The following is an 18240-nucleotide window of genomic DNA, read 5'->3' on the forward strand; positions in this document are numbered from 1 at the left end:
GAGAGGATGCCGGCAGGCAGGTGAGGGGCACCGACGATCGATCCCCCTACGCCAGATCCTCCTACGCGATCTTGACGAGCAGGCGCAGGAACTGTGCGGCTTCCTTCGCCGTCAGCGGTGCCAGCGTTTCCTCGGTGATCGCCTTGGCCCGTGCAATGAGCTCCACCACGGCTTCGCGCCCTGCTGCCGACAGCGATACCAGCAGCAGCCGCTTGTCGGTGTCGTGTTTCTTGAGATCGATGTAGCCGCGCGCCCTCAGCCGGTCGATGACGCCTTTCACCGTGGCGGCATCCATGGCGATCATCTGACCAAGCTGGTTCTGCGAGGTCTCGCCGATTTCGTATAGCCTTGCCAACGCAGCGAATTGCGGCGGCGTCAGGTCCACGATGCGCGAAGCGAAGATCGCGACATGGCGCTGATGCGCCTTGCGCAACACGAACCCGACCTGATCCTGCAGGCGATAGGTGTCGTCCGGCTCATCATCGACCAATAGCAGCGGCGCTTTACCCGTCGTCATCGTTGGCCGTCCCAGACCTTGATGTCCTTGGCCTCCAGCCCAGCCATGCGGTTGTAGATGCGCGGACCACAGGTCATCACCAGGCAGAACAGGATCTCGTCGGGCCGCGGCCCGTCGGCAACGCCGACTTCCATGGCATCGAAATGCGAGCGCACATAAGAAGCGTTGATGTGGCCGATCGGCACATCGAGGCGGGCGCCGAAAGCCCCAACCTTCTTGGCGGAAGGCACGATGGCCTTGGCCTCGCCCAGCCGTTCGCGCATCGCGTAACCGCCCGGCACATGCCAGAGCGCGCCGTGCTCGAGTTCGCCGGCGCTGCCGACAATGGCGCCCTTGCCGTAGCCGTCGATGACGTGGGCATCACCGCCGAGTGCCGCGATCAACCGGTCGGTGAGCACCAGGCCCAGCGGTTTCAGGTCCTCCATGGCGCCCTGCAGTTCTTCCACGTAGCGCCCTGCGAACGGGTTCCTGACCAGAGCCATCGCCGCTGCGCGGCGGCGTGGTACGTTCACCACCGGCCCGCCATCGTGGACGATCTCCTCGGTCAGTATCGCGATCTTGCGAATGGGGAATTCAGGCATAGGCGAAATCCTTGGCTTGGTCGGATGAGCGCAGCCGATCGCTGCGAGGGTTGGGGAAATTCCCGACGAAAGCGGTCGCGCCGTTGAAGAACAACGCTGCCGCCGTGATCAGCCCGCGCCGGCGATAATCCTCGGCGACAGTCAGGCCGAACTGCAATGCTCGCGCCGCTTCCTGCGGCGATACCGTTCCAACCGCTGTTGTCACAAGCCGCTCGCCAAGATCGCTGTCGGGGGCAAGCTGATGCGCCGGGCACCGCTCGATGGCGTGATGACCAGGCAAGTCTATGGCGTTGGCGATCAGCGTCGCGGCGGCATCGGCAGCGGCGCCGGAGGAAGCCAGTACCGTCACCGCGTCGGCAATGCCCAGCGAAAACGACCGCCCACGCCAGCCGCTGGTGGCGACGCCACGCACGCCGTCCTCGCTGCGCACGGTTATGCGGTCTGTGAGGCCGTGCCCGGTTCCGGCAATCGCCAGCGTCACCGATTGGCCTGGTGCCAGATGCAGCGCGCTGTCGCCACCGTTGTTGACATAGGCGCGCTCGAGCTTTCGCCCTGAAACCATCGCGGCCAGCATTTCGTCGGCGACGGAGCCTGCAACGGCTGCCATCGGTGTGATGAAGCGCTCCGCCAACGGCGAGACAGCCGCCTCCATGCGCCGCGCGGTCGGCCCGGCGAAGAGACGTGCGGTGACGGCAGCGGGCTGGCGTAACGCCGGCAGTTCATTGACCAGTTCAGACAGGATCGTCTGGAAGCGCGCCACGGCCTGTTCGCAGGCCCTTCGAACTTCAGCTGCATCGCCGAAAGCCTCGATGATCAGGTCGATCGGGCCATGGTTCAGATGCAGCCTCGTGCCATCGGCCAGCCAGTGTGCCTGCGGCCCGCTCACGAGCCGCCTCCATGACGCCAGAGCTGCGCCATCGGCGGCCAGGAATTCGCGTAGGGCGCCTCGGTGTTGCGACGCGGATTGAGATATTCGCCGCCGCGCGTGAAAATATCGGCAAGACTGCGGATCTCGGCTTCATACCCGCCGAGCCGGAGATAATCGTCGTGGCGCAGGGTGAACTCGATCGGCGCCACCAGAGCCGGCGTCGGCACATAGCCGAAAGCGCCTTCCGGCACGCGGCTGACATCGACCATCAAAGTGATGCCGCCGCCCGGCCAGACATAGACGGGCGCACCGCCAACCGTGACATAGGTCTCCAGGCGCTGCACGGACCGCGTGAGGTTGACCGGGTTCTCCGTCACGCCTGCCCTCAGGCTTCCGCCCGCCCCGCCGACGAACAGCACCGTGCACAGCGCCGGCTCGCAATTCTCCTCGATGAGCGATACCGATTTCCTGAGCCGTTCCGGGAATGGTTTTTCGACCGGTTTCAGCTCTTCGTCGAGCTCGTAATAGGCGAACTGCTCGCCGGTGGTGGAAACCATCAGCAGCGACAGGCCGGGACGTGCGCCTTTCACGGTATTCCATGGACCAAGGATCGACAGCGGGTCGTCGATGGCGGTGCCACCCCAGCCGAGCCCAGGCTCCGAGACCTTGAAATAGCGGCCGGGGGTGGAGCGACGGCCAACGATGCGGATGCCGGTGTCCGGCCAGCCCAGCACCTTGCCCGCCTGGTGTTCGGAAACCACGCCGGTGATGTGGTCGTCCACCACGACGACCTCGTCGACCAGCCCACGCCATTGCGCGGCAAACATGCCGATGGTGGCCGAGCCGCAACCGACCCGCATGCGGTGTTCCAGCTTGCCGTCGATCACCGGCGCCTTGCCCGCCTGCACGACAAGGGTGGCACCGCCGTCGATGGCAAGTTCGACCGGCTGTTGGTTGCACAGCGCCAGCAACGCGTCGCAGGTGGCGCGGCCTTCCGCCTTGGAGCCGCCGGTCAGGTGATGGACGCCACCCAGCGACAGCATCTGCGAACCGTATTCGCCGGTGGTGACATGGCCTATCGCCTCACCTCCGGCACGCACGGTCGCCGTCTCGTCTCCGATATGGCGGTCGGTGTCGATCTTCACCTTGACGCCGCAATAGGAGAAGATGCCCTCGGTCACCACGGTGACGAGATCCACCCCTTCCACCTCCTGGCTGACGATGAACGGCGCCGGCTTGTAGTCGGGATAGGTGGTCCCGGCGCCGATCGCCGTCACGAAACGCCGGCCGGTGTTGACGAGGTCGCCGGTCCACGCCTCGCCATCGGCGACGAAGGGCACCACGGCCTGGCCGGTTTCAGCGGCATGGTCGAGAATGGTGAGCGGATCGAGCCGCACGATGCGTCCTGCCCGGTTGCCGTAGCGATCGCAGGCGCCGGCGCGGCCCTCGGCGATGTAACACATGACCGGACAGGCATCGCAGCGGATCTTTTCCGCCACCTGCTTTTCGCCGGGGTCATGCGTGTCGAAACGTTCGGCGAGTTCGCTCATCGGCTCGCCTCCTTGATGGCAGCCAGGATACGCGAGGGCGTCGCCGGGACCTTCGCCATCATCACGCCGGTAGCATGGCGGATGGCATTGAGGATCGCCGGCGCGGTCGGGATCAGCGAATGTTCACCGAGCCCCTTGGCACCGAAAGGCCCCTCCGGATCGGGCACCTCGACCAGGATCGTCTCGATCGGCGGCACATCGCCGATGGTCGGGATGAGATAGTCGTGCAGGTTCTCGGTGCGGCCGGGAATGTACTCTTCCATCAGCGCCATGCCGATGCCCTGGGCGATGCCCCCTTCGACTTGCCCTTCGGCCAGCACGGGATTGATCGCCTTGCCGACATCGTGCGCTGCGGTGATCTTGATCAGTCGTACCGTCCCCAGACGCATGTCGACTTCGAGCTCGGCGACCTGCGCGCCATAGCCATAGACGGCGTAGGGTTTGCCCTGACCCTTGGCGTCCAGCGGCGAGGTCGGCGGATCATAGGTCTCTTCGGCGCGAAAGACGAAACCGTCATCGTCCGCCGGCAATCCGGCCAGCTCGATGCGGCGGGTGGCGTCGCCCTCGCGGATAAGAAGCACGCCCTGGTCGAACGAGAGCGTGGCCGCCTCGGAGACATTGGCATAGCGCAAAATGCGCTCGCGCAACGCACGTCCCGCCTTTTCGGCTGCCTTGCCGGTCACGAAGGTCTGGCGGGATGCGGATGTCTTGCCGGCGTCCGGGGAGATTGCGGTATCAGCACCTTTCAGTTTCAGATTTTCCAATGGGATGCCGAGCGTATCCGCGCAGATCTGGGCTATGACCGTGTTGGAACCCTGGCCGATGTCGACCGCGCCTTGATGAAGAATGACTTCGCCACCCTGTGAGATGCCCAGCTTGATCGTGGAGGGATTGGGCAGCGAGGTGTTGCCGCAACCGTACCAGCAGGAGGCTATGCCGACGCCGCGCCGCAGCGCGCGGCCTGCCGCTTGATCGCCGGTGTTGAACATGTCCGCTTCCGCCAGCGCACGCACCCAATGCGGTTCGAGGGCTTCGAGACACGCGCCGATGCCGACGCCGGCTTCCAGCTTCTGGCCGGTGACCGTTTCCGAGCCGTTCCGAAGGCAGTTCTTCAAACGGAATTCCAGCCGGTCGATGCCGAGCTTTTCTGCCAGCTGATCGTAAAGGGCCTCCTGCATGATCGTTGCCTGTGGCACGCCGAAACCGCGGAAAGCACCGGAAATCGGGCCGTTCGTGTGGATGGCGCGACCCTCGGCACGATAGTGCGGCGTGGCATAGGGACCCGAGGCATGCACCGGCACGCGGTTGGCGACCGTCGGCCCCCAACTGGCATATGCACCGGTGTTGAAGGCGCCCTCGAAGGTCATGGCGGAGACCATGCCGTCCGCCGCCACGCCGATGGCGGCACGCATGGTTGCCGGATGGCGCTTGGTCGTCGCCATCATCGATTCCGAGCGGGAAAAGGCAAGGGCGGCAGGGCGGCCGGTCTTCAAAGCGACCAGACCGATCAAGGGCTGCACGGAAATGTCGAGCTTGGAGCCGAAACCACCGCCGGTGGCCGTCGGCACGATGCGCACCTTGTCCGGGGCAAGCCCAAGAACACGTGCCGTATCGTCACGATCCATGTATGGCGCCTGAGTGCAGGCGACGATGACAAGGGTATCGTTATCCAGATAGGCATAGCCGGCCTCCGGCTCGATATAGGCATGCTCGACATAGGACGTTTCGATGGTTGCCGAAGCGGTGGCGAAGGCGGCTGCCAGAGCCTTGTCTGGCTCGCCGCGCTCGACGAATCCTTTGGTCAGAAGATTGCCGGTGCGGTCCGCATGGATCGGGATCGCATCTTGCGCCTGTGCTTCTTCCGCGGCCAACAGATGCTGGCCTTCCTTCCATGTGACCGGGAAATCCTCCAGGTCGAGATCGGCAGCGACAGAACGCTCGACTGCAACCAAAGCCACCGCCTCGCCACGGAAGCGGACAACACCCTCTGCCAGCGCGGGTTGATCGGCGAAGGCGGGAATAGCGCCGAACAGATTCCGGCCTGGAATATCGGCGGCGGTGAAGATGCCGACGACACCTGGATGGGTTGCGCTCCAGGCTGCGAGATCGCCGAACGCAAAATGCGCATGATGGTGGCGGGAGCGCACCACGAGGACGGCCAGGGCATCTTCAGGGAAGGAGTCGGCGCCGAACTTTTCGGTGCCTGTGACCTTGGGCACGCCGTCCAGCCGCACCGGAGATGAGCCGACGGCCTTGCCGGCGATCGGCAGGCGAAAGTCGAGCTCCGCGCCATTGTCTCGGGCGACATCGAGGACCGCGGCGATGATTTTCCGATAGCCGGTGCAGCGGCACAGGATCCCGCCCAGCGCATCGCGCACTTCGGCTTCGCCGGGATGCGGGTTCTCGTCCAGCAGCGCGGTCGCGGTCACCAGCAGGCCGGGCGTGCAGATGCCGCATTGCGCGGCGCCGTGTTTGAGAAACGATGCCTGCAGCGCGGAGAGCCGGCCGTTGGCCAGCCCTTCGACTGTTGTGATCTTCGCTCCGCTGACGGAAGCGAGCGGCGTCAGGCAGGCGCAGACCGGCTGGCCGTCGACAAGCACGGTACAGGCCCCGCAATCTCCGGCATCGCACCCCACCTTGGTCCCGGTGAGCTGCAGTTCGTCACGCAGCACGGATGACAGCCGGCTAACCGGTGAGGCACACACGGTCGCTTGTCTGGAGTTGACCTGAAAGGTTATGTCCCCACGCTCCATGCTCATGCCGCAACCTCCCTCTGAGGAGATTGGCAGGCAGCCGCCTGGATGGCGCGGGCAACGATCTCGCGAGCAGCATTCAGCCGGTAGGCGGCAGAGCCACGCACGTCGTCGATAGGGGCGAGTTGCGGCATCGGGGTGGCCTGGATGATATCTGCAAGCGAACCGTCGAGCGTCCGGCCGACAAGGGCTTTTTCGACGTGGGACAACCGTGTCGCGACGGCCGAGCACGCGCCAACGGCGATTGCCGCTTGCTGGACGATACCGTCTTCGATGACCAGCCGGGCGGCGACCATGGCGATCGAGATCACCAGATACCGCCGAGCACCGAGTTTGACGAAACCCGAGGTTCCGGCAGCACTGGTCTTGGGCACACGGATGGCGGTGACCAGTTCGTTGGGCCGGCGTGCGGTGCGGCGATTGCCAAGGATGAAATCGGCGAGTGGCAGATACCGGGTCGCTTCGCTCGAGCGCAATTCCACGTCGGCATCCAGCACCAACAGCGCGGGGACGCCGTCCGCTGCAGGCGATGCGTTGCAGAGATTGCCGGCAACCGAAGCGACATTCTGGATCTGCGGCGAGCCGACCTCACGTGCGGCGTGCTTCAGCGCTTCGAAGGCGGAGGGCAGAGACTGGCGGATGATATCGGCCCAGGTCGTGCGGGCGCCAATCAACCAGTGCGTCTCATTCTCGGCAACGCCGCGCAGCGTGACGATGCCGTTGATGTCGAGAATGTTCTCGCGAATGGGTCGATTGCCCTGGGAAGGGTAGAAATCGGTGCCGCCGGCAAGCACACGCCACGATGTTTCGTCGAGCAGCGTGAGCGCTTCGTCGAATGTGGCGGGTTTCGCGTAACGGATCACGCCTGCCTTCCCGGTCCCTCCCGAAGGAGGCTTCTCCCCTTAGAGCGCTGCTCGAACACACAAAGGACGCTCCAACACTTTGATCGACCGGTGCATCGCCGGCAAATTCATTCGTATGCAAATGATATCAGTCGCGCCGGCTTTGTCAAAGCGAGCAGCGTTCTCCATCCGGCTCCGGCAATCGCCAGCTTTAGAAGGTTGACGCGAGCGACCATCTGATCGAGTTTCTGCACCCCGGTCGTCGAGGGTTCTCACCACACCCCAGGCGACCTTCTTCCAGAGCGGTTCACCGTTTCACAGAAACGGCGCTCCCCTCAATTTCTTTGTTTGACGCAATTCCGAACGGAAAACCGCTTCACACTTTTCCTGGAATTGCTCTGATGCCGAAAGGGAACGCCATGGCCGATGAAGCGCTGATCGTTGTCGATCTGCAGAATGATTTCTGCCCGGGCGGCGCTCTTGCCGTGACCGGCGGCGATGAGATCGTGCCACTGGTCAACGACCTGATCCGCAATGCCGAACACGTGGTGATGACGCAGGACTGGCATCCCGCCGGTCATTCCAGCTTCGCGTCCAGCCATCCGGGCAAGCAGCCATTCGAGATGATCGAAATGCCGTATGGACCACAGACCTTGTGGCCGGATCATTGCATCCAAGGCAGCCTCGGCTCCGACTTCCACTCCGGCCTCGCCTGGAGCAAGACCGAACTGGTCATCCGCAAAGGCTTCCGCCCCAGCATCGACAGCTATTCGGCATTCTTCGAGAATGACCATACGACGCCGACCGGGCTTGCCGGCTATCTGCGCGAGCGCGGCATCGAGGCCATCACGCTCGTCGGCCTGGCAACGGATTTCTGCGTCGCTTACTCCGCGCTCGACGCGGTCAGCCAAGGTTTTGCGACGACCGTGCGTCTCGATGCCTGCCGTGGCATCAACCTGAATGGCTCGCTTGACGCAATGCTTGGCCGTATGCGTGATGCCGGCGTAGCGCTGGTTTGACGCTCTGGCTCTTTATTTTTTCGGGCGATCGGTTGAGGGGCGACGTGCATTTCAGGAAAGTTCTGGCGGCGATCGGGCTGCTTTGCGGGAGCGTGGTTCCCGCTTTCGCCGCCGAGGGACTGCCCGGCGCAACCATGTCGCTCTGGTGGGGATTACCCTTCGCCGGCTTGCTGCTGTCCATCGCCAGCGGGCCGCTGTTGTTTCCGCATGTATGGGAACATCATTACGGCAAGATTGCCGCCGTCTGGGCCGCGCTGGTCATCGGCCCGCTGGCCCTGGCTTTCGGTGCGAACCTTTCCCTCAATGCCGTGCTTCACGCGCTGCTCACAGAATACATGTCGTTCATCATCCTGCTGTTCGCGTTGTTCACCATTGCGGGTGGCATTCTGGTTGCCGGCAACATTCACGGCACGCCGTGGACGAATGCCGGCCTGCTGCTGATCGGGGCACTGCTGGCCTCGGTGGTCGGCACCACCGGCGCCTCGATGATCATGATCCGGCCCGTCATCCGCGCCAACGACAACCGGCCGTTCAACGCCCATGTCGTCGTCTTCTTCATCTTCCTGGTTTCCAACATCGGCGGCTCGTTGACACCGCTTGGCGATCCGCCGCTGTTCGTCGGCTTCCTGCGCGGCGTCGAGTTCTTCTGGACGACGGCGAACCTGTGGCGGGAAACGCTGTTCGTCACCGCGTTGGTGCTGGCGGTCTTCCTTGTGCTGGATTTCACCCTGCATTGGCGCGAGGAAGGCCAGCCGAAGATCAAGGACCCGACACCGGATTCGAAAGTTCGTCTGCGCGGCTTGCCCAACCTGCCGCTGCTTGTCGGCGTGATCGCGGCGATCCTGCTCTCGGCGTCCTGGAAACCGGGCATCGAGGTATCGGTGTTCGGCGTTGTGCTGGAATTGCAGAATCTCGTGCGCGACGCGATCATCCTGGCGCTGGCCTTCGTTTCACTGGCGGTGTCGCGCACCGAATACCGCAAGGCCAATGGCTTCGCCTGGGGGCCGATCGCCGAAGTGGCAAAGCTGTTTGCCGCAATCTTCATCTGCATCGTGCCGGTGATCGCCATCCTGAAGGCCGGCAAGGATGGCGCCCTGGCGCCCCTCGTTGCCCTGGTGACGGCTGCTGACGGAACGCCCAACGATCTCGCCTATTTCTGGCTAACCGGAGCGCTGTCCTCGTTCCTCGACAACGCGCCGACATACCTTGTCTTCTTCGAACTGGCCGGCGGTGATGCGCGTCATCTGATGACGGAACTGGCGACGACGCTGGCTGCGATCTCGGCGGGGGCCGTCTTCATGGGCGCCAACACCTATATCGGCAATGCGCCCAATTTCATGGTCTATGCCATCGCGCGTCATCAGGGCGTCAAGATGCCGGGTTTCTTCGGCTATATGCTATGGTCGGGGGCGGTGCTGATCCCGGCCTTCGTGATTGCGGGCTTCATCTTCTTCCGGTGAGGCGCTAGACCGATCGTCGGAAGACATTGTCCCGTCGCCCTAAACCTCTAGAGCATGATCCCGAAAGGATGACCGATGACGCCAAAAGCCGTTTTCTGGGACATGGATGGAACACTCGTCGACAGCGAACCGCTGCACGATGCCGCTCTGGTTTCGGCGATGCGCAGTGTCGGCCTGACGGCGCCTGCCGATCTGCACGAGCGTGTGCTCGGCAAGACCGCCGCTTTCGTCTACGACATGATGCGGGATGAGTTCGGCCTGACGTTGCCGTTCGATCAATGGATCGCGCTCAAATATGACTACTACATGGCCAATGTCGGCGGCCTGCAGCCCCGGCCGGGCGCGATCGAGATCTATCAGGAGCTGAGGGCGCTTGGCGTGAAACAGGCGGTGGTATCGAACTCCGACCGACTGATCGTCGATGCCAATCTTGGCGCGGTCGGCCTTTCGCACGCCGGCATGAAGACCGTGAGCCGCAACGACGTGCGCGAGGGCAAGCCACACCCCGAACCGTTCCTGCGCGCGGCCTGGTTGTTCGATGTCGATCCGAGCGAGGCTGTGGCGATCGACGACAGCATAACAGGCGCAATGTCCGGCCTGGCCGCCGGCATGAAAACGATCTTCTGGCCGGAAAGGCCGATGGCCGGTCCGGACGGCGCGGTCGTCCTCAACACCGTGGACGAGTTGCGCGCCGAACTCGGACTCTAGCCGTCAATCAGCTGCGGTAGACGGGCTCCTGCTCATCCAGGATCGCCTTCAGCTCGGCCAGGTGCCGGTCCGCCTGGCCGGGATAGTCGTCCATCTCGGATGCCGTCTTTTCGGCGATCTCGTCGGAAAGCACCCGTAGCGGCCGCCCGGTCCACAGAGCCTTGATATAGGTCTCCGCCGCGCGCTCGAAATAGAACATGCGGTTGAAGGCATCCGCCACGCTGTCACCGATGACCAGCACGCCGTGATTGCCCATGATCATCACCTTATGCTTCGGATTGGCGAGCAGTTGCGAGCAGCGTTCGCCCTCCTCTTCGAAGGCAAGCCCGCCATAGTGCTCGTCGACGACGGTGCGATTGAAGAACGCGGCCGAGTTCTGGTCGATCGGCGGCAAGGTCGAATCCGCCAGCGACGCCAGTACGGTTGCGTGGATCGAATGCACATGCATGACGCAACGTGCATGCGGGACATTGCGATGGATGGCGCCATGCAGCCCCCAGGCCGTCGGGTCCGGCGCATCGGGGCCTTTCAGCGTTTCAGGATCGTTGGCGTCGATCAGCAGAAGGTCGCTCGCCTTGACGCGCGAGAAATGCACCTGGTTCGGGTTCATCAGGAACCGCGAGCCGTCTTCATTGACCGCGAGCGAGAAATGATTGGCCACCGCTTCGTGCATGTTGAGCCGCGCTGTCCAGCGGAAGGCGCAGGCGAGATCGACCCGCTGGTCATAAAAGGGCAGGTTGGTCAGCGGTTCCTTCAGGCGTGCCAGGCTCATCGTCTCTTCCTCCGTGGAGAGGCAAGCATGCCGCGCCCTTGACCCAGCGGCAACCAGAAACGGCTGATCCAGATTTTAGAGCGCCGCGCGTCCGTTCGGACGCGCAAACGACGCTCTAACACTTTAAGCTGCGCATTCAGGTCGGGAATTGCGAGATGCCGAGGATCGCGAACCCTGCGCCGACCAGCAGGCAGAGCGGCGAATACAAGCTCCGGTCGAGCCGCGCGAAAGGCTGCTCCGGGGTCTGGCGTCGCCACCAGGACGTGAAGCCGAGTACACCTCGACCAAGGAAAACAAAAGCGATCATCACCGATGTGGCGGCCAGGCCCTGCTGTGGGAACGGCGTCGCGAAAACGCCCATCAACGCCAGCGGCCACAAGGTCGCCAGCACCAGGCAGGCGGCAACGGCGAAACAGGCAAACATCGAAGGCATCTCGCTGACACCGCGCGTTCCGACGACGGCGCGAGCGCAAGAGGCCGCATCATGGCCAGGCCAGATACCGCCGATGCCCCAATAGACATGCAGGGCGGTGATGAGGAGCAGGATTGCGGAAAGCGCGAAGGCAAGGATGATCATATACAGGCTGCTCGGATTGGGCAGTTGATGGGATTGAGCGACTATTGAAAGCCGCACGCGGCTTGCGATCGCGTGCGTGCAGGTCGCTCCAGAACGCGATCCATATAGGCGTTGACGCTGTCGGACGTGATCGGGAATTTGCCGGCGCGCGCCCAGGCGCCCATATCGCCCAGCAAAACGTCGATGGCGGAAAAGCGATCGCCCAGCGCATACTGTTTTTGGCCCAGGCGACGGTCCAGCGCCTTCACCTCGGAAGCAAAGTCGTAGGCCGCGGCGGGACCGACATCGACACGCATGTCGCTTGGCAGAATGAAGCGATGACGCAGCTTGTTCCAGAGCGGCGCCTCGAATTCCGACTGCGCGAAATGCATCCAGGAATCCATCTCGGCGCGCCCGGTCAGCCCGGTATTGGCGCCCATGCCTTTGTCCGCGTGCTTGTCGGCCAGATAGGTGCAGATCGCTGCCGAATCGGTGAGGGTAAAGCCACCATCGATCAGGATCGGCACCTTTCCCGAGGGGTTCAGCGCATAGGCTTCGGGCGAGCGCAGCTTCACCGGAACGAATTCATAGGGCTCGCCCAGCTCTTCCAGCATCCACACCACGCGGGAAACCCGCGATCCGCGTGATCCGACAGCCTTGTACATGCCGCGCCTCCTCCAAACATTGCCGAGTCTAGAGCATAGCCGGCATTGGCCCAAGCGACCTCAAACGATCGTGTCGAAGAGCCGCAGGATCCACCACGCCTGGTAGACCAGCGTGAAGACGACGAAGGCAAGGTGGAAGCGCCGGTTGGTGGTGAAGATCGCGACACCGCACAGGATGACGAACAGCGGCGTGCGGATCAGATATTCATGGCCGAAACGCGCAAAATGCGCCTCGCCTTTCAGCAAGGTGTCGACGACATCGAGCAGATAGGTCGCGGCCAGCAGGCCGAAGAACCAGCTGCGGCGCGAGAAGAAGTAGTCCTCGTAGCTTCTGTAGTCATGCATCGAATCGGGAAACAGGAAGGCGCAAAGCAGATAGAGCGTCACCGCGTAGCCGATGATGAAGAGATACTTGCCGAAGGTCCAATCGACGATCTGGTAGAGCCCGAACTGCCACCACCAGAAATGCACCAGCGTCAAAAGCAACGAGGCGACCCAGGCCAGATGCACCGGATAAAGCTTGTAGGCCTTGGGGTGCTGGGCGATGCGGGCGACACCCGAAAGCAGGCGCGTGACGCCAAGACCGATCACCATGCCCATGACGATGCGCAGATGCGGAAAAACGTCGTGCGCTTGGGATAGAGGCTGCTCCATCGAGGCTCACCAATCTGCTTGGTTGCGGTCTAGCGCAATTCCAGAAAAAGTGCGTAGCGGCTTCCGTCCGGAATTGCGTAAAAACAAAGAGTTAGAGCGCTTCCGCGAAAAACGGAAACGCTTTAGCGACTACGCCCATCGAACTTCTGCGGCGTCAGCGCATCGGGTTCGACCCCTTCGAGGCAGCGCGCGTTGATGGCAATCGACGCCGTACCATCGGGCTTGGTTCCGCGGGCAAAGGATTCGATGCCGCAGACCCGGCAGAACAGATGATGGATGACATGCTTGTTGAACAGATAGTCGGTCAGCACGTCTTCGCCCGAAAGGAGATTGAAGTTCTCTGCCGGAGCGAAGGTCAGGATGCTGCCCAGCCTGCCGCATCGCGAGCAATTGCAGGATACGGTGTGATCGAGATCGACCGTTGCCTCGTATTTCACCGCGCCACAATGGCAGCTGCCGTGATATTTCTTCATCGCCATGTGAAATCCCTCGCGTCTGTCGTGTTTGGTTTTTTGTTTGTCGCAGGTTCTCATCGCAAAACCGCGCAGCAGTTTTGCGGAACTGCTCAGGCCGCGTCGCGCGGTGCGCAGCCTTCGGCCTTGAACACACGCTTGGTCGAAGCCGGATATTTATGCAGCAGTGCCGACGGACGGATCGGGCGTGGCGAGAAATTGCCGCCGCAGTTCGGACAAACGCCCTTCAGCACGGTTTCGACGCAGTCCGCGCAAAAGGTGCATTCAAAGGTGCAGATCATGGCGTCGGCGGCGTCCGGCGGCAAATTCCTGTCGCAGCATTCGCATCCGGGGCGCAATTCGAGCATTTCGTTCTCCCAATCGTCGGATTTCAACGGCCCAAGCCAGCTTTTGCCATTTGTCGAGGAAAGTTAGCGGTCGCGCAAGTTAAGTATGGAGGGGCTTTGTCCATATCGGTTGTTGCCTCACCCGGTTTCGGTTTCTATAGAGGAGGCAGCCTTGATGCCGCCACAACAGGCGGCTCTACGCGACGATGCTTCTGTCGGGAGCAATGAGAACAGGGGCGTCGAGGCGCCCTCCAGGCACGAAATGCGGATTTGGGGGAAGGACTTCGAATGGCTGACGAATTGGCAAATGAGATCATCGCCAAGATCAAGGCTCATGCCGAGCCCGGTGGCGAGGAGATCACGACCAATACCGAGCTGACGGCGCTCGGCATCCATTCGCTGGAGCTCACCGAAATCATTTTCGATCTCGAGGAAGCCTATGGCATCGAAATCGAAATGAATACGGTCGATGCCTGGAGCAATCTCAAGAATGTCGGCGACATGGTCGAGGCCGTTCGCGCGCTGATCGCGAAGAAAGCCTGACCGAGGCCTTATGCGCACACGTGTCGTTATCACCGGCATTGGCGGCATCTGCGGGCTTGGCACCGACGCCGCCGCCATCTGGAATGAGATGAAAGCAGGCCGCCCGGCGATCGGGCAGGTTGTCAGCGCCGATCTGCATCAACTCAAAGTCCAGGTCGGCAGTGAGATCAAGGCTCTGCCGGAACATGGCCTGGAGCGCAAGCGGCTGGTCACCCTCGACCGCTTCAGCCTTCTCGCCATCATCGCCGCCACGGAAGCCATGCAGCAGTCAGGCCTCACCGTGGGCGCCGAAAACACCTATCGCATCGGCGCAACCGTCGGCGTCGGCGTCTGTGGCTGGGAAACTGTCGAGGAAAATTACCGAGCGCTGCTGCTGAATGGCAGAAGCAGAGCCGATATCTTTTCCGTGCCCAAGGTCATGCCAGGTGCGGCAGCTGGCCAGATCAGCATGCAATTCGGCCTGCGCGGCCCGGTCTTCGGTGTCACCTCGGCCTGCGCTTCCGCCAACCACGCTATTGCCTCGGCCGTTGATCAGATCCGGCTCGGCAGAGCGGATGTCATGCTGGCTGGAGGCTCGGATGCCCCGCTGGTGTGGGGCATCATGAAGGCATGGGAGGCCTTACGGGTCCTTTCCCCCGACACCTGCCGCCCGTTCTCCGCTGATCGGCAGGGGCTGGTGATGGGCGAAGGCGCCGGCATGGCCGTGCTGGAAAGCTACGAACACGCCATGGCGCGCGGCGCCACCATCCTCGGCGAGATCGCCGGTGTCGGCATTTCGGCGGATGCGTCGGATATCGTCGCGCCAACCGTCGAAGGGCCTGAGGCGGCGATGCGTTTCTGTCTCGCCGATGCCGGATTCAACCCGGAGGACGTCGACTATCTCAACGCGCACGGCACCGGCACCAAGGCCAATGATCAGATCGAGACCGCCGCAATCAAGCGCGCTTTCGGCGATCACGCCTACAACCTCTCGGTCTCCTCGACCAAGTCCATGCACGGCCATGCGTTGGGCGCGTCCGGCGCGCTGGAGATGATCGCCTGTGTCATGGCCATCCGCGACGGCATCGTGCCGCCGACGGCCAACTACCGTGAGCCGGATCCGGATTGCGACCTCGACGTCACGCCGAATGTCGCGCGCGAGCGCCCTGTTCGCACGGCTCTCAGCAATGCCTTCGCCTTCGGCGGCACCAACGCAGTGCTTGCGTTCAAGGCGGTGTGATCCTGGAGCGTCCGTTCTCCGCGGAAACGGGGAGACGCTCCAGCTCCTTGTTTCAATACGATTCCGAACGCAAGACCGCTGCGCGCTTTTGCTGAATTGCTTTGGCCACCCCTTGAATGCGGCATCAGCCGGTCTAAGTCTTGCAAACCCACCCAGGCGGGCGTTCGCGCCGCCCTTTCCCGAGGCAACAATGACCGATCTTTCCGCTTTCCCGATCAATTCGCGCTGGCCGGCGCAGCACCCGGACCGCCTGCAGCTCTATTCGACGGCAACGCCAAACGGCGTGAAAGTGTCGATCATGCTGGAAGAGATCGGCCTGCCTTACGAACCGCACTTCATCAATATCGGTCAGGACGAGACCTGGACGCCTGAGTTCCTGTCGCTCAACCCGAACGGCAAGATCCCGTCCATCATCGATCCTAACGGACCGGGCGGCAAACCGCTGCCGCTGTTCGAATCGGGCGCCATCCTGCTTTATCTCGCCGAAAAGACCGGCAAGTTGCTGCCCGAGGATCCTGCACTGCGCTACGAGACCATCCAGTGGGTGTTCTTCCAGATGGCGTCGATCGGCCCGATGTTCGGCCAGCTCGGTTTCTTCCACAAATTCGCCGGCCGCGAGATTGCCGACAAGCGCCCGCTCGAGCGCTACCGTGGCGAATCACGCCGCCTACTCGGGGTGCTCGAAAAGCGCCTCGAAGGACGCAAGTGGATCATGGGCGACGACTACACCATTGCCGATGTTTCCACGCTGGGTTGGGTACGCAACCTCGTCGGTTTCTATGAAGCCGGCGAGTTGGTCGGCTTTGCCGACTTCGGCAATGTCGCCGCCTGGCTGGAACGCGGCCTCGCACGGCCGGCCGTACAGCGCGGCCTTGCCATCCCCGCCAAGCCCTGACGCCCGTCAATCCTGCTGGATGACCAGGTCCGCCGATCGACGGCGGGCCAGAACGCGCTCGATGTTGGGCATGTCGTTGGACGTGATCCAGGCGATCGCGTCCTCGTCTGTGCGGCCATGTTCGTGCCAGCGTTGGCGCAGCCGGCGCTCGAGCTCGCCGCGGGTCACCTCGACGAAAATGGTGAAATCGAACAGCGGCGCCAGCCGTGACCACGGCTCTTCGTCCAGCAGCAGGTAGTTGCCTTCCACCAGGATGAAACGGGTGTCGCTGCCAACGATCCCCGCTGCCGCCCGTGACAGTTCGATGTTGCGGTCGAAGACCGGAATGGCGATGTCGGGCTCACCGGCGCGGATACGCTTGAGCAGCACTTCGAAGCCGGCGAAGTCGAAGGTTTCCGGCGCGCCTTTGCGGGCGCGCAGACCGCGTTTATCGAGAATCACATTGTCGTAGTGGAACCCGTCCATCGGCACCACTTCCGCCGCGCCATCCGGCAACACGTCATGAAGGGCCGCTGAAAGCGTCGACTTGCCTGAGCCGGGCGGACCGGCGATGGCCACGACAAAGCGTTTCGCCTTGGCCGCGCGTTTGAAGATCGTGGCGGCAATGGTGGCAATCTCGGACATGCGGCGCTCCGTTGTCTGCCATTTCCGATTTTGGGCCGTGCACCGGCATCTTGCCGGCCATCCGCGAAACTTTCAAATCTCCTGTGACGGGAGACTGTCCGGCTAGATGATACGGCCAATGCGCAGGAAGGCCGCGTCATAAGGCGCGTCCAATACGGCGCCTTCACCAGTCGTCAGGCGCAACTGGTCCGCAGCCGCGGAAACATCGCGAACCGCCCTGCCCGTTTCCGCCGGAAGCGCACCGATGACATGCCGGAAGGCAACGCGCCGATCCGGGCCGAGTTCGAAGGCCGTCACTATGCCTTCCCGCTTCAACCAGTTGTCGCCCAGCGACGCGGCATGACCGACGGCGGTGCGTCCGTCCTCAATGCCGATCACGCCGCGATGGCGACCGTTCCATGGAGCATAGTCGCGCCCGCCATTCGAGATCCACAGCATGGTGACCGGCAGTTCGGCCGCATTCTTCAGGATCATCACGACGTCTTTTTCGGCGGTGCGCGAAACAGCCGCCCAGCCGGGACCATCATGGTCGGCTTCGATCAGCGTGACGAAGTCCTCATGGCGCCGGTCCATCCGATAATCGGCGAGGTCGACAGCCATGCCGTCCTTGCCCGGGAAATCATGCAGACCCTCCCGGCGAGCCGGATAGGCAAGCAGGGAGCGGCCGCGCGCCGGATCAGGCTCCGGCGGATCGCCGTCCGTCACCGCCGCACGCTTCGGCGAAAAGGCGAGATGTCCGCCTTCGCGCATCACAGTCATGGGATGGTGCGCAACGGAAATCGCGCCGGCACCGCCGACGAAGGCATGCTCCTGGTAGAGGAACGGGTGGCCGTCACGCAGGGTGAGGATTTTTTCGACGACCGCGCCCATGACAGGACGCTGGAGGTGGAACGTTGCTCTCCAGCCGCCCGCTATCGCGGCGCTTTCCGTGAGATCCCATGGGCTGTTGGCGGGCCAGCCATGCAGGGGGGCGTCCTCGACGTCGCTGCGCGAAAATGGCGCACAGAGGAAGTCGCCGGAAAGCCGCGCCACGCCATCAGGCAGGCCTTGCGGTAGCGTGTCCCGCGGCTCGTCGATCCAGGGCGCCCGGTGCAGCGGCTTGAGGGTGCGGCCGCCGGATTCTATGGTCAGGTCCGCGATATGGCCGACGGCCGTGTCGACCGAGACCGAAATGCCCTTCGCCTTGAAAGTAACCGTGTCCATCACGCGCTCCGA

Annotated in this window: 20 protein-coding genes; 6 read left to right on the forward strand and 14 right to left on the reverse strand. The window is 63.1% G+C overall.

Translation table 11 applies throughout. From position 1 onward, the window contains the following. Positions 1 to 61: 61 nt before the first annotated feature. The 6 genes from ACFWXH_RS15660 to ACFWXH_RS15685 are packed head-to-tail and all read right to left on the reverse strand — an operon-like array spanning position 62 to position 7132. On the reverse strand, positions 62 to 517 hold the full coding sequence (locus ACFWXH_RS15660) for a MarR family winged helix-turn-helix transcriptional regulator (protein ID WP_379121700.1): 456 nt from the start codon (positions 515 to 517) through the stop codon (positions 62 to 64). Continuing rightward, positions 514 to 1098, reverse strand: coding sequence for an amino acid synthesis family protein (locus ACFWXH_RS15665; protein WP_379121702.1), 585 nt, complete (start codon positions 1096 to 1098; stop codon positions 514 to 516). Before ACFWXH_RS15665 ends, ACFWXH_RS15660 begins: the two co-directional genes overlap by 4 nt. Then, entirely contained in the window at positions 1091 to 1984 is an 894-nt protein-coding gene (locus ACFWXH_RS15670) for a UPF0280 family protein (protein ID WP_379121704.1), read from the reverse strand. Before ACFWXH_RS15670 ends, ACFWXH_RS15665 begins: the two co-directional genes overlap by 8 nt. Then, positions 1981 to 3516, reverse strand: a complete 1536-nt coding sequence (locus tag ACFWXH_RS15675; protein ID WP_379121706.1) for a 6-hydroxynicotinate reductase — start codon at positions 3514 to 3516, stop codon at positions 1981 to 1983. The genes ACFWXH_RS15670 and ACFWXH_RS15675 overlap by 4 nt, the downstream gene beginning before the upstream one ends. Continuing rightward, positions 3513 to 6275 carry a molybdopterin-dependent oxidoreductase gene (locus tag ACFWXH_RS15680; protein WP_379121708.1) on the reverse strand — a complete coding sequence of 921 codons (2763 nt, stop codon included), beginning with the start codon at positions 6273 to 6275 and terminating at the stop codon, positions 3513 to 3515. The genes ACFWXH_RS15675 and ACFWXH_RS15680 overlap by 4 nt, the downstream gene beginning before the upstream one ends. Next, positions 6272 to 7132 carry an FAD binding domain-containing protein gene (locus tag ACFWXH_RS15685; protein ID WP_379121710.1) on the reverse strand — a complete coding sequence of 287 codons (861 nt, stop codon included), beginning with the start codon at positions 7130 to 7132 and terminating at the stop codon, positions 6272 to 6274. The genes ACFWXH_RS15680 and ACFWXH_RS15685 overlap by 4 nt, the downstream gene beginning before the upstream one ends. A 398-nt stretch (positions 7133 to 7530) precedes the next feature. On the opposite strand from ACFWXH_RS15685, the gene pncA reads away from it, so the two are divergent. From pncA to ACFWXH_RS15700, 3 genes are all read left to right on the forward strand, one after another. Beyond that, positions 7531 to 8130 (forward strand): bifunctional nicotinamidase/pyrazinamidase, encoded by a 600-nt coding sequence (gene pncA, locus ACFWXH_RS15690; protein WP_379122230.1) that lies wholly within the window; start codon positions 7531 to 7533, stop codon positions 8128 to 8130. 62 nt (positions 8131 to 8192) lie between these two features. After that, positions 8193 to 9590 (forward strand): sodium:proton antiporter, encoded by a 1398-nt coding sequence (locus tag ACFWXH_RS15695; RefSeq protein WP_379122232.1) that lies wholly within the window; start codon positions 8193 to 8195, stop codon positions 9588 to 9590. A 75-nt stretch (positions 9591 to 9665) separates the two neighbouring features. Further along, positions 9666 to 10298 carry an HAD family hydrolase gene (locus tag ACFWXH_RS15700; protein ID WP_379121712.1) on the forward strand — a complete coding sequence of 211 codons (633 nt, stop codon included), beginning with the start codon at positions 9666 to 9668 and terminating at the stop codon, positions 10296 to 10298. 7 nt (positions 10299 to 10305) lie between these two features. Here ACFWXH_RS15700 and ACFWXH_RS15705 read toward each other — a convergent pair whose 3' ends face one another. The 6 genes from ACFWXH_RS15705 to ACFWXH_RS15730 form a co-directional block, all read right to left on the reverse strand. After that, positions 10306 to 11070 (reverse strand): class II aldolase and adducin N-terminal domain-containing protein, encoded by a 765-nt coding sequence (locus ACFWXH_RS15705; protein ID WP_379121714.1) that lies wholly within the window; start codon positions 11068 to 11070, stop codon positions 10306 to 10308. Positions 11071 to 11206: 136 nt separating this feature from the next. Continuing rightward, positions 11207 to 11647, reverse strand: a complete 441-nt coding sequence (locus tag ACFWXH_RS15710; protein WP_379121716.1) for a DUF3995 domain-containing protein — start codon at positions 11645 to 11647, stop codon at positions 11207 to 11209. Between the two features lie 41 nt (positions 11648 to 11688). Further along, positions 11689 to 12291, reverse strand: coding sequence for a glutathione S-transferase family protein (locus tag ACFWXH_RS15715; RefSeq protein ID WP_379121718.1), 603 nt, complete (start codon positions 12289 to 12291; stop codon positions 11689 to 11691). A gap of 60 nt (positions 12292 to 12351) precedes the next feature. Continuing rightward, on the reverse strand, positions 12352 to 12945 hold the full coding sequence (locus ACFWXH_RS15720; RefSeq protein ID WP_379121720.1) for a hypothetical protein: 594 nt from the start codon (positions 12943 to 12945) through the stop codon (positions 12352 to 12354). Between the two features lie 122 nt (positions 12946 to 13067). Next, positions 13068 to 13424, reverse strand: coding sequence for a GFA family protein (locus tag ACFWXH_RS15725; protein WP_379121722.1), 357 nt, complete (start codon positions 13422 to 13424; stop codon positions 13068 to 13070). Positions 13425 to 13510: 86 nt separating this feature from the next. Then, entirely contained in the window at positions 13511 to 13765 is a 255-nt protein-coding gene (locus ACFWXH_RS15730; protein ID WP_379121724.1) for a DUF1272 domain-containing protein, read from the reverse strand. A gap of 267 nt (positions 13766 to 14032) precedes the next feature. Here ACFWXH_RS15730 and ACFWXH_RS15735 point away from each other — a divergent pair, with 267 nt between their 5' ends. From ACFWXH_RS15735 to ACFWXH_RS15745, 3 genes are all read left to right on the forward strand, one after another. Next, positions 14033 to 14287 (forward strand): acyl carrier protein, encoded by a 255-nt coding sequence (locus ACFWXH_RS15735; protein WP_054310099.1) that lies wholly within the window; start codon positions 14033 to 14035, stop codon positions 14285 to 14287. Between the two features lie 10 nt (positions 14288 to 14297). Further along, positions 14298 to 15506: a beta-ketoacyl-[acyl-carrier-protein] synthase family protein gene (locus tag ACFWXH_RS15740; RefSeq protein ID WP_379121726.1), complete on the forward strand. Its 1209-nt coding sequence runs from the start codon at positions 14298 to 14300 to the stop codon at positions 15504 to 15506. A 190-nt stretch (positions 15507 to 15696) separates the two neighbouring features. Then, complete coding sequence (locus tag ACFWXH_RS15745; RefSeq protein WP_379121728.1) at positions 15697 to 16401, forward strand: glutathione S-transferase N-terminal domain-containing protein; 705 nt, start codon at positions 15697 to 15699, stop codon at positions 16399 to 16401. A 6-nt stretch (positions 16402 to 16407) separates the two neighbouring features. Here ACFWXH_RS15745 and ACFWXH_RS15750 read toward each other — a convergent pair whose 3' ends face one another. Together ACFWXH_RS15750 and ACFWXH_RS15755 are read right to left on the reverse strand one after the other, a co-directional pair. Next, entirely contained in the window at positions 16408 to 17025 is a 618-nt protein-coding gene (locus ACFWXH_RS15750) for a nucleoside triphosphate hydrolase (RefSeq protein ID WP_379121730.1), read from the reverse strand. A gap of 102 nt (positions 17026 to 17127) precedes the next feature. Beyond that, complete coding sequence (locus ACFWXH_RS15755) at positions 17128 to 18228, reverse strand: hypothetical protein (protein WP_379121732.1); 1101 nt, start codon at positions 18226 to 18228, stop codon at positions 17128 to 17130. Positions 18229 to 18240 lie beyond the last annotated feature (12 nt).

The sequence above is a fragment of the Mesorhizobium sp. NPDC059054 genome, from assembly GCF_042739215.1.
GTDB lineage: Bacteria > Pseudomonadota > Alphaproteobacteria > Rhizobiales > Rhizobiaceae > Mesorhizobium.

Excerpts from the sequence above, each read along its gene's own strand:
- ACFWXH_RS15700 (WP_379121712.1), top strand. The coding sequence starts at position 9,666 with ATGACGCCAAAAGCCGTTTTCTGGGACATGGATGGAACACTCGTCGAC.
- ACFWXH_RS15740 (WP_379121726.1), top strand. The coding sequence starts at position 14,298 with ATGCGCACACGTGTCGTTATCACCGGCATTGGCGGCATCTGCGGGCTT.
- ACFWXH_RS15730 (WP_379121724.1), bottom strand. The coding sequence starts at position 13,765 with ATGCTCGAATTGCGCCCCGGATGCGAATGCTGCGACAGGAATTTGCCG.
- ACFWXH_RS15745 (WP_379121728.1), top strand. The coding sequence starts at position 15,697 with ATGACCGATCTTTCCGCTTTCCCGATCAATTCGCGCTGGCCGGCGCAG.
- ACFWXH_RS15680 (WP_379121708.1), bottom strand. The coding sequence starts at position 6,275 with ATGAGCATGGAGCGTGGGGACATAACCTTTCAGGTCAACTCCAGACAA.
- ACFWXH_RS15715 (WP_379121718.1), bottom strand. The coding sequence starts at position 12,291 with ATGTACAAGGCTGTCGGATCACGCGGATCGCGGGTTTCCCGCGTGGTG.
- ACFWXH_RS15665 (WP_379121702.1), bottom strand. The coding sequence starts at position 1,098 with ATGCCTGAATTCCCCATTCGCAAGATCGCGATACTGACCGAGGAGATC.
- ACFWXH_RS15750 (WP_379121730.1), bottom strand. The coding sequence starts at position 17,025 with ATGTCCGAGATTGCCACCATTGCCGCCACGATCTTCAAACGCGCGGCC.
- ACFWXH_RS15705 (WP_379121714.1), bottom strand. The coding sequence starts at position 11,070 with ATGAGCCTGGCACGCCTGAAGGAACCGCTGACCAACCTGCCCTTTTAT.
- ACFWXH_RS15755 (WP_379121732.1), bottom strand. The coding sequence starts at position 18,228 with ATGGACACGGTTACTTTCAAGGCGAAGGGCATTTCGGTCTCGGTCGAC.
- pncA (WP_379122230.1), top strand. The coding sequence starts at position 7,531 with ATGGCCGATGAAGCGCTGATCGTTGTCGATCTGCAGAATGATTTCTGC.
- ACFWXH_RS15675 (WP_379121706.1), bottom strand. The coding sequence starts at position 3,516 with ATGAGCGAACTCGCCGAACGTTTCGACACGCATGACCCCGGCGAAAAG.
- ACFWXH_RS15660 (WP_379121700.1), bottom strand. The coding sequence starts at position 517 with ATGACGACGGGTAAAGCGCCGCTGCTATTGGTCGATGATGAGCCGGAC.
- ACFWXH_RS15710 (WP_379121716.1), bottom strand. The coding sequence starts at position 11,647 with ATGATCATCCTTGCCTTCGCGCTTTCCGCAATCCTGCTCCTCATCACC.
- ACFWXH_RS15720 (WP_379121720.1), bottom strand. The coding sequence starts at position 12,945 with ATGGAGCAGCCTCTATCCCAAGCGCACGACGTTTTTCCGCATCTGCGC.
- ACFWXH_RS15735 (WP_054310099.1), top strand. The coding sequence starts at position 14,033 with ATGGCTGACGAATTGGCAAATGAGATCATCGCCAAGATCAAGGCTCAT.
- ACFWXH_RS15725 (WP_379121722.1), bottom strand. The coding sequence starts at position 13,424 with ATGGCGATGAAGAAATATCACGGCAGCTGCCATTGTGGCGCGGTGAAA.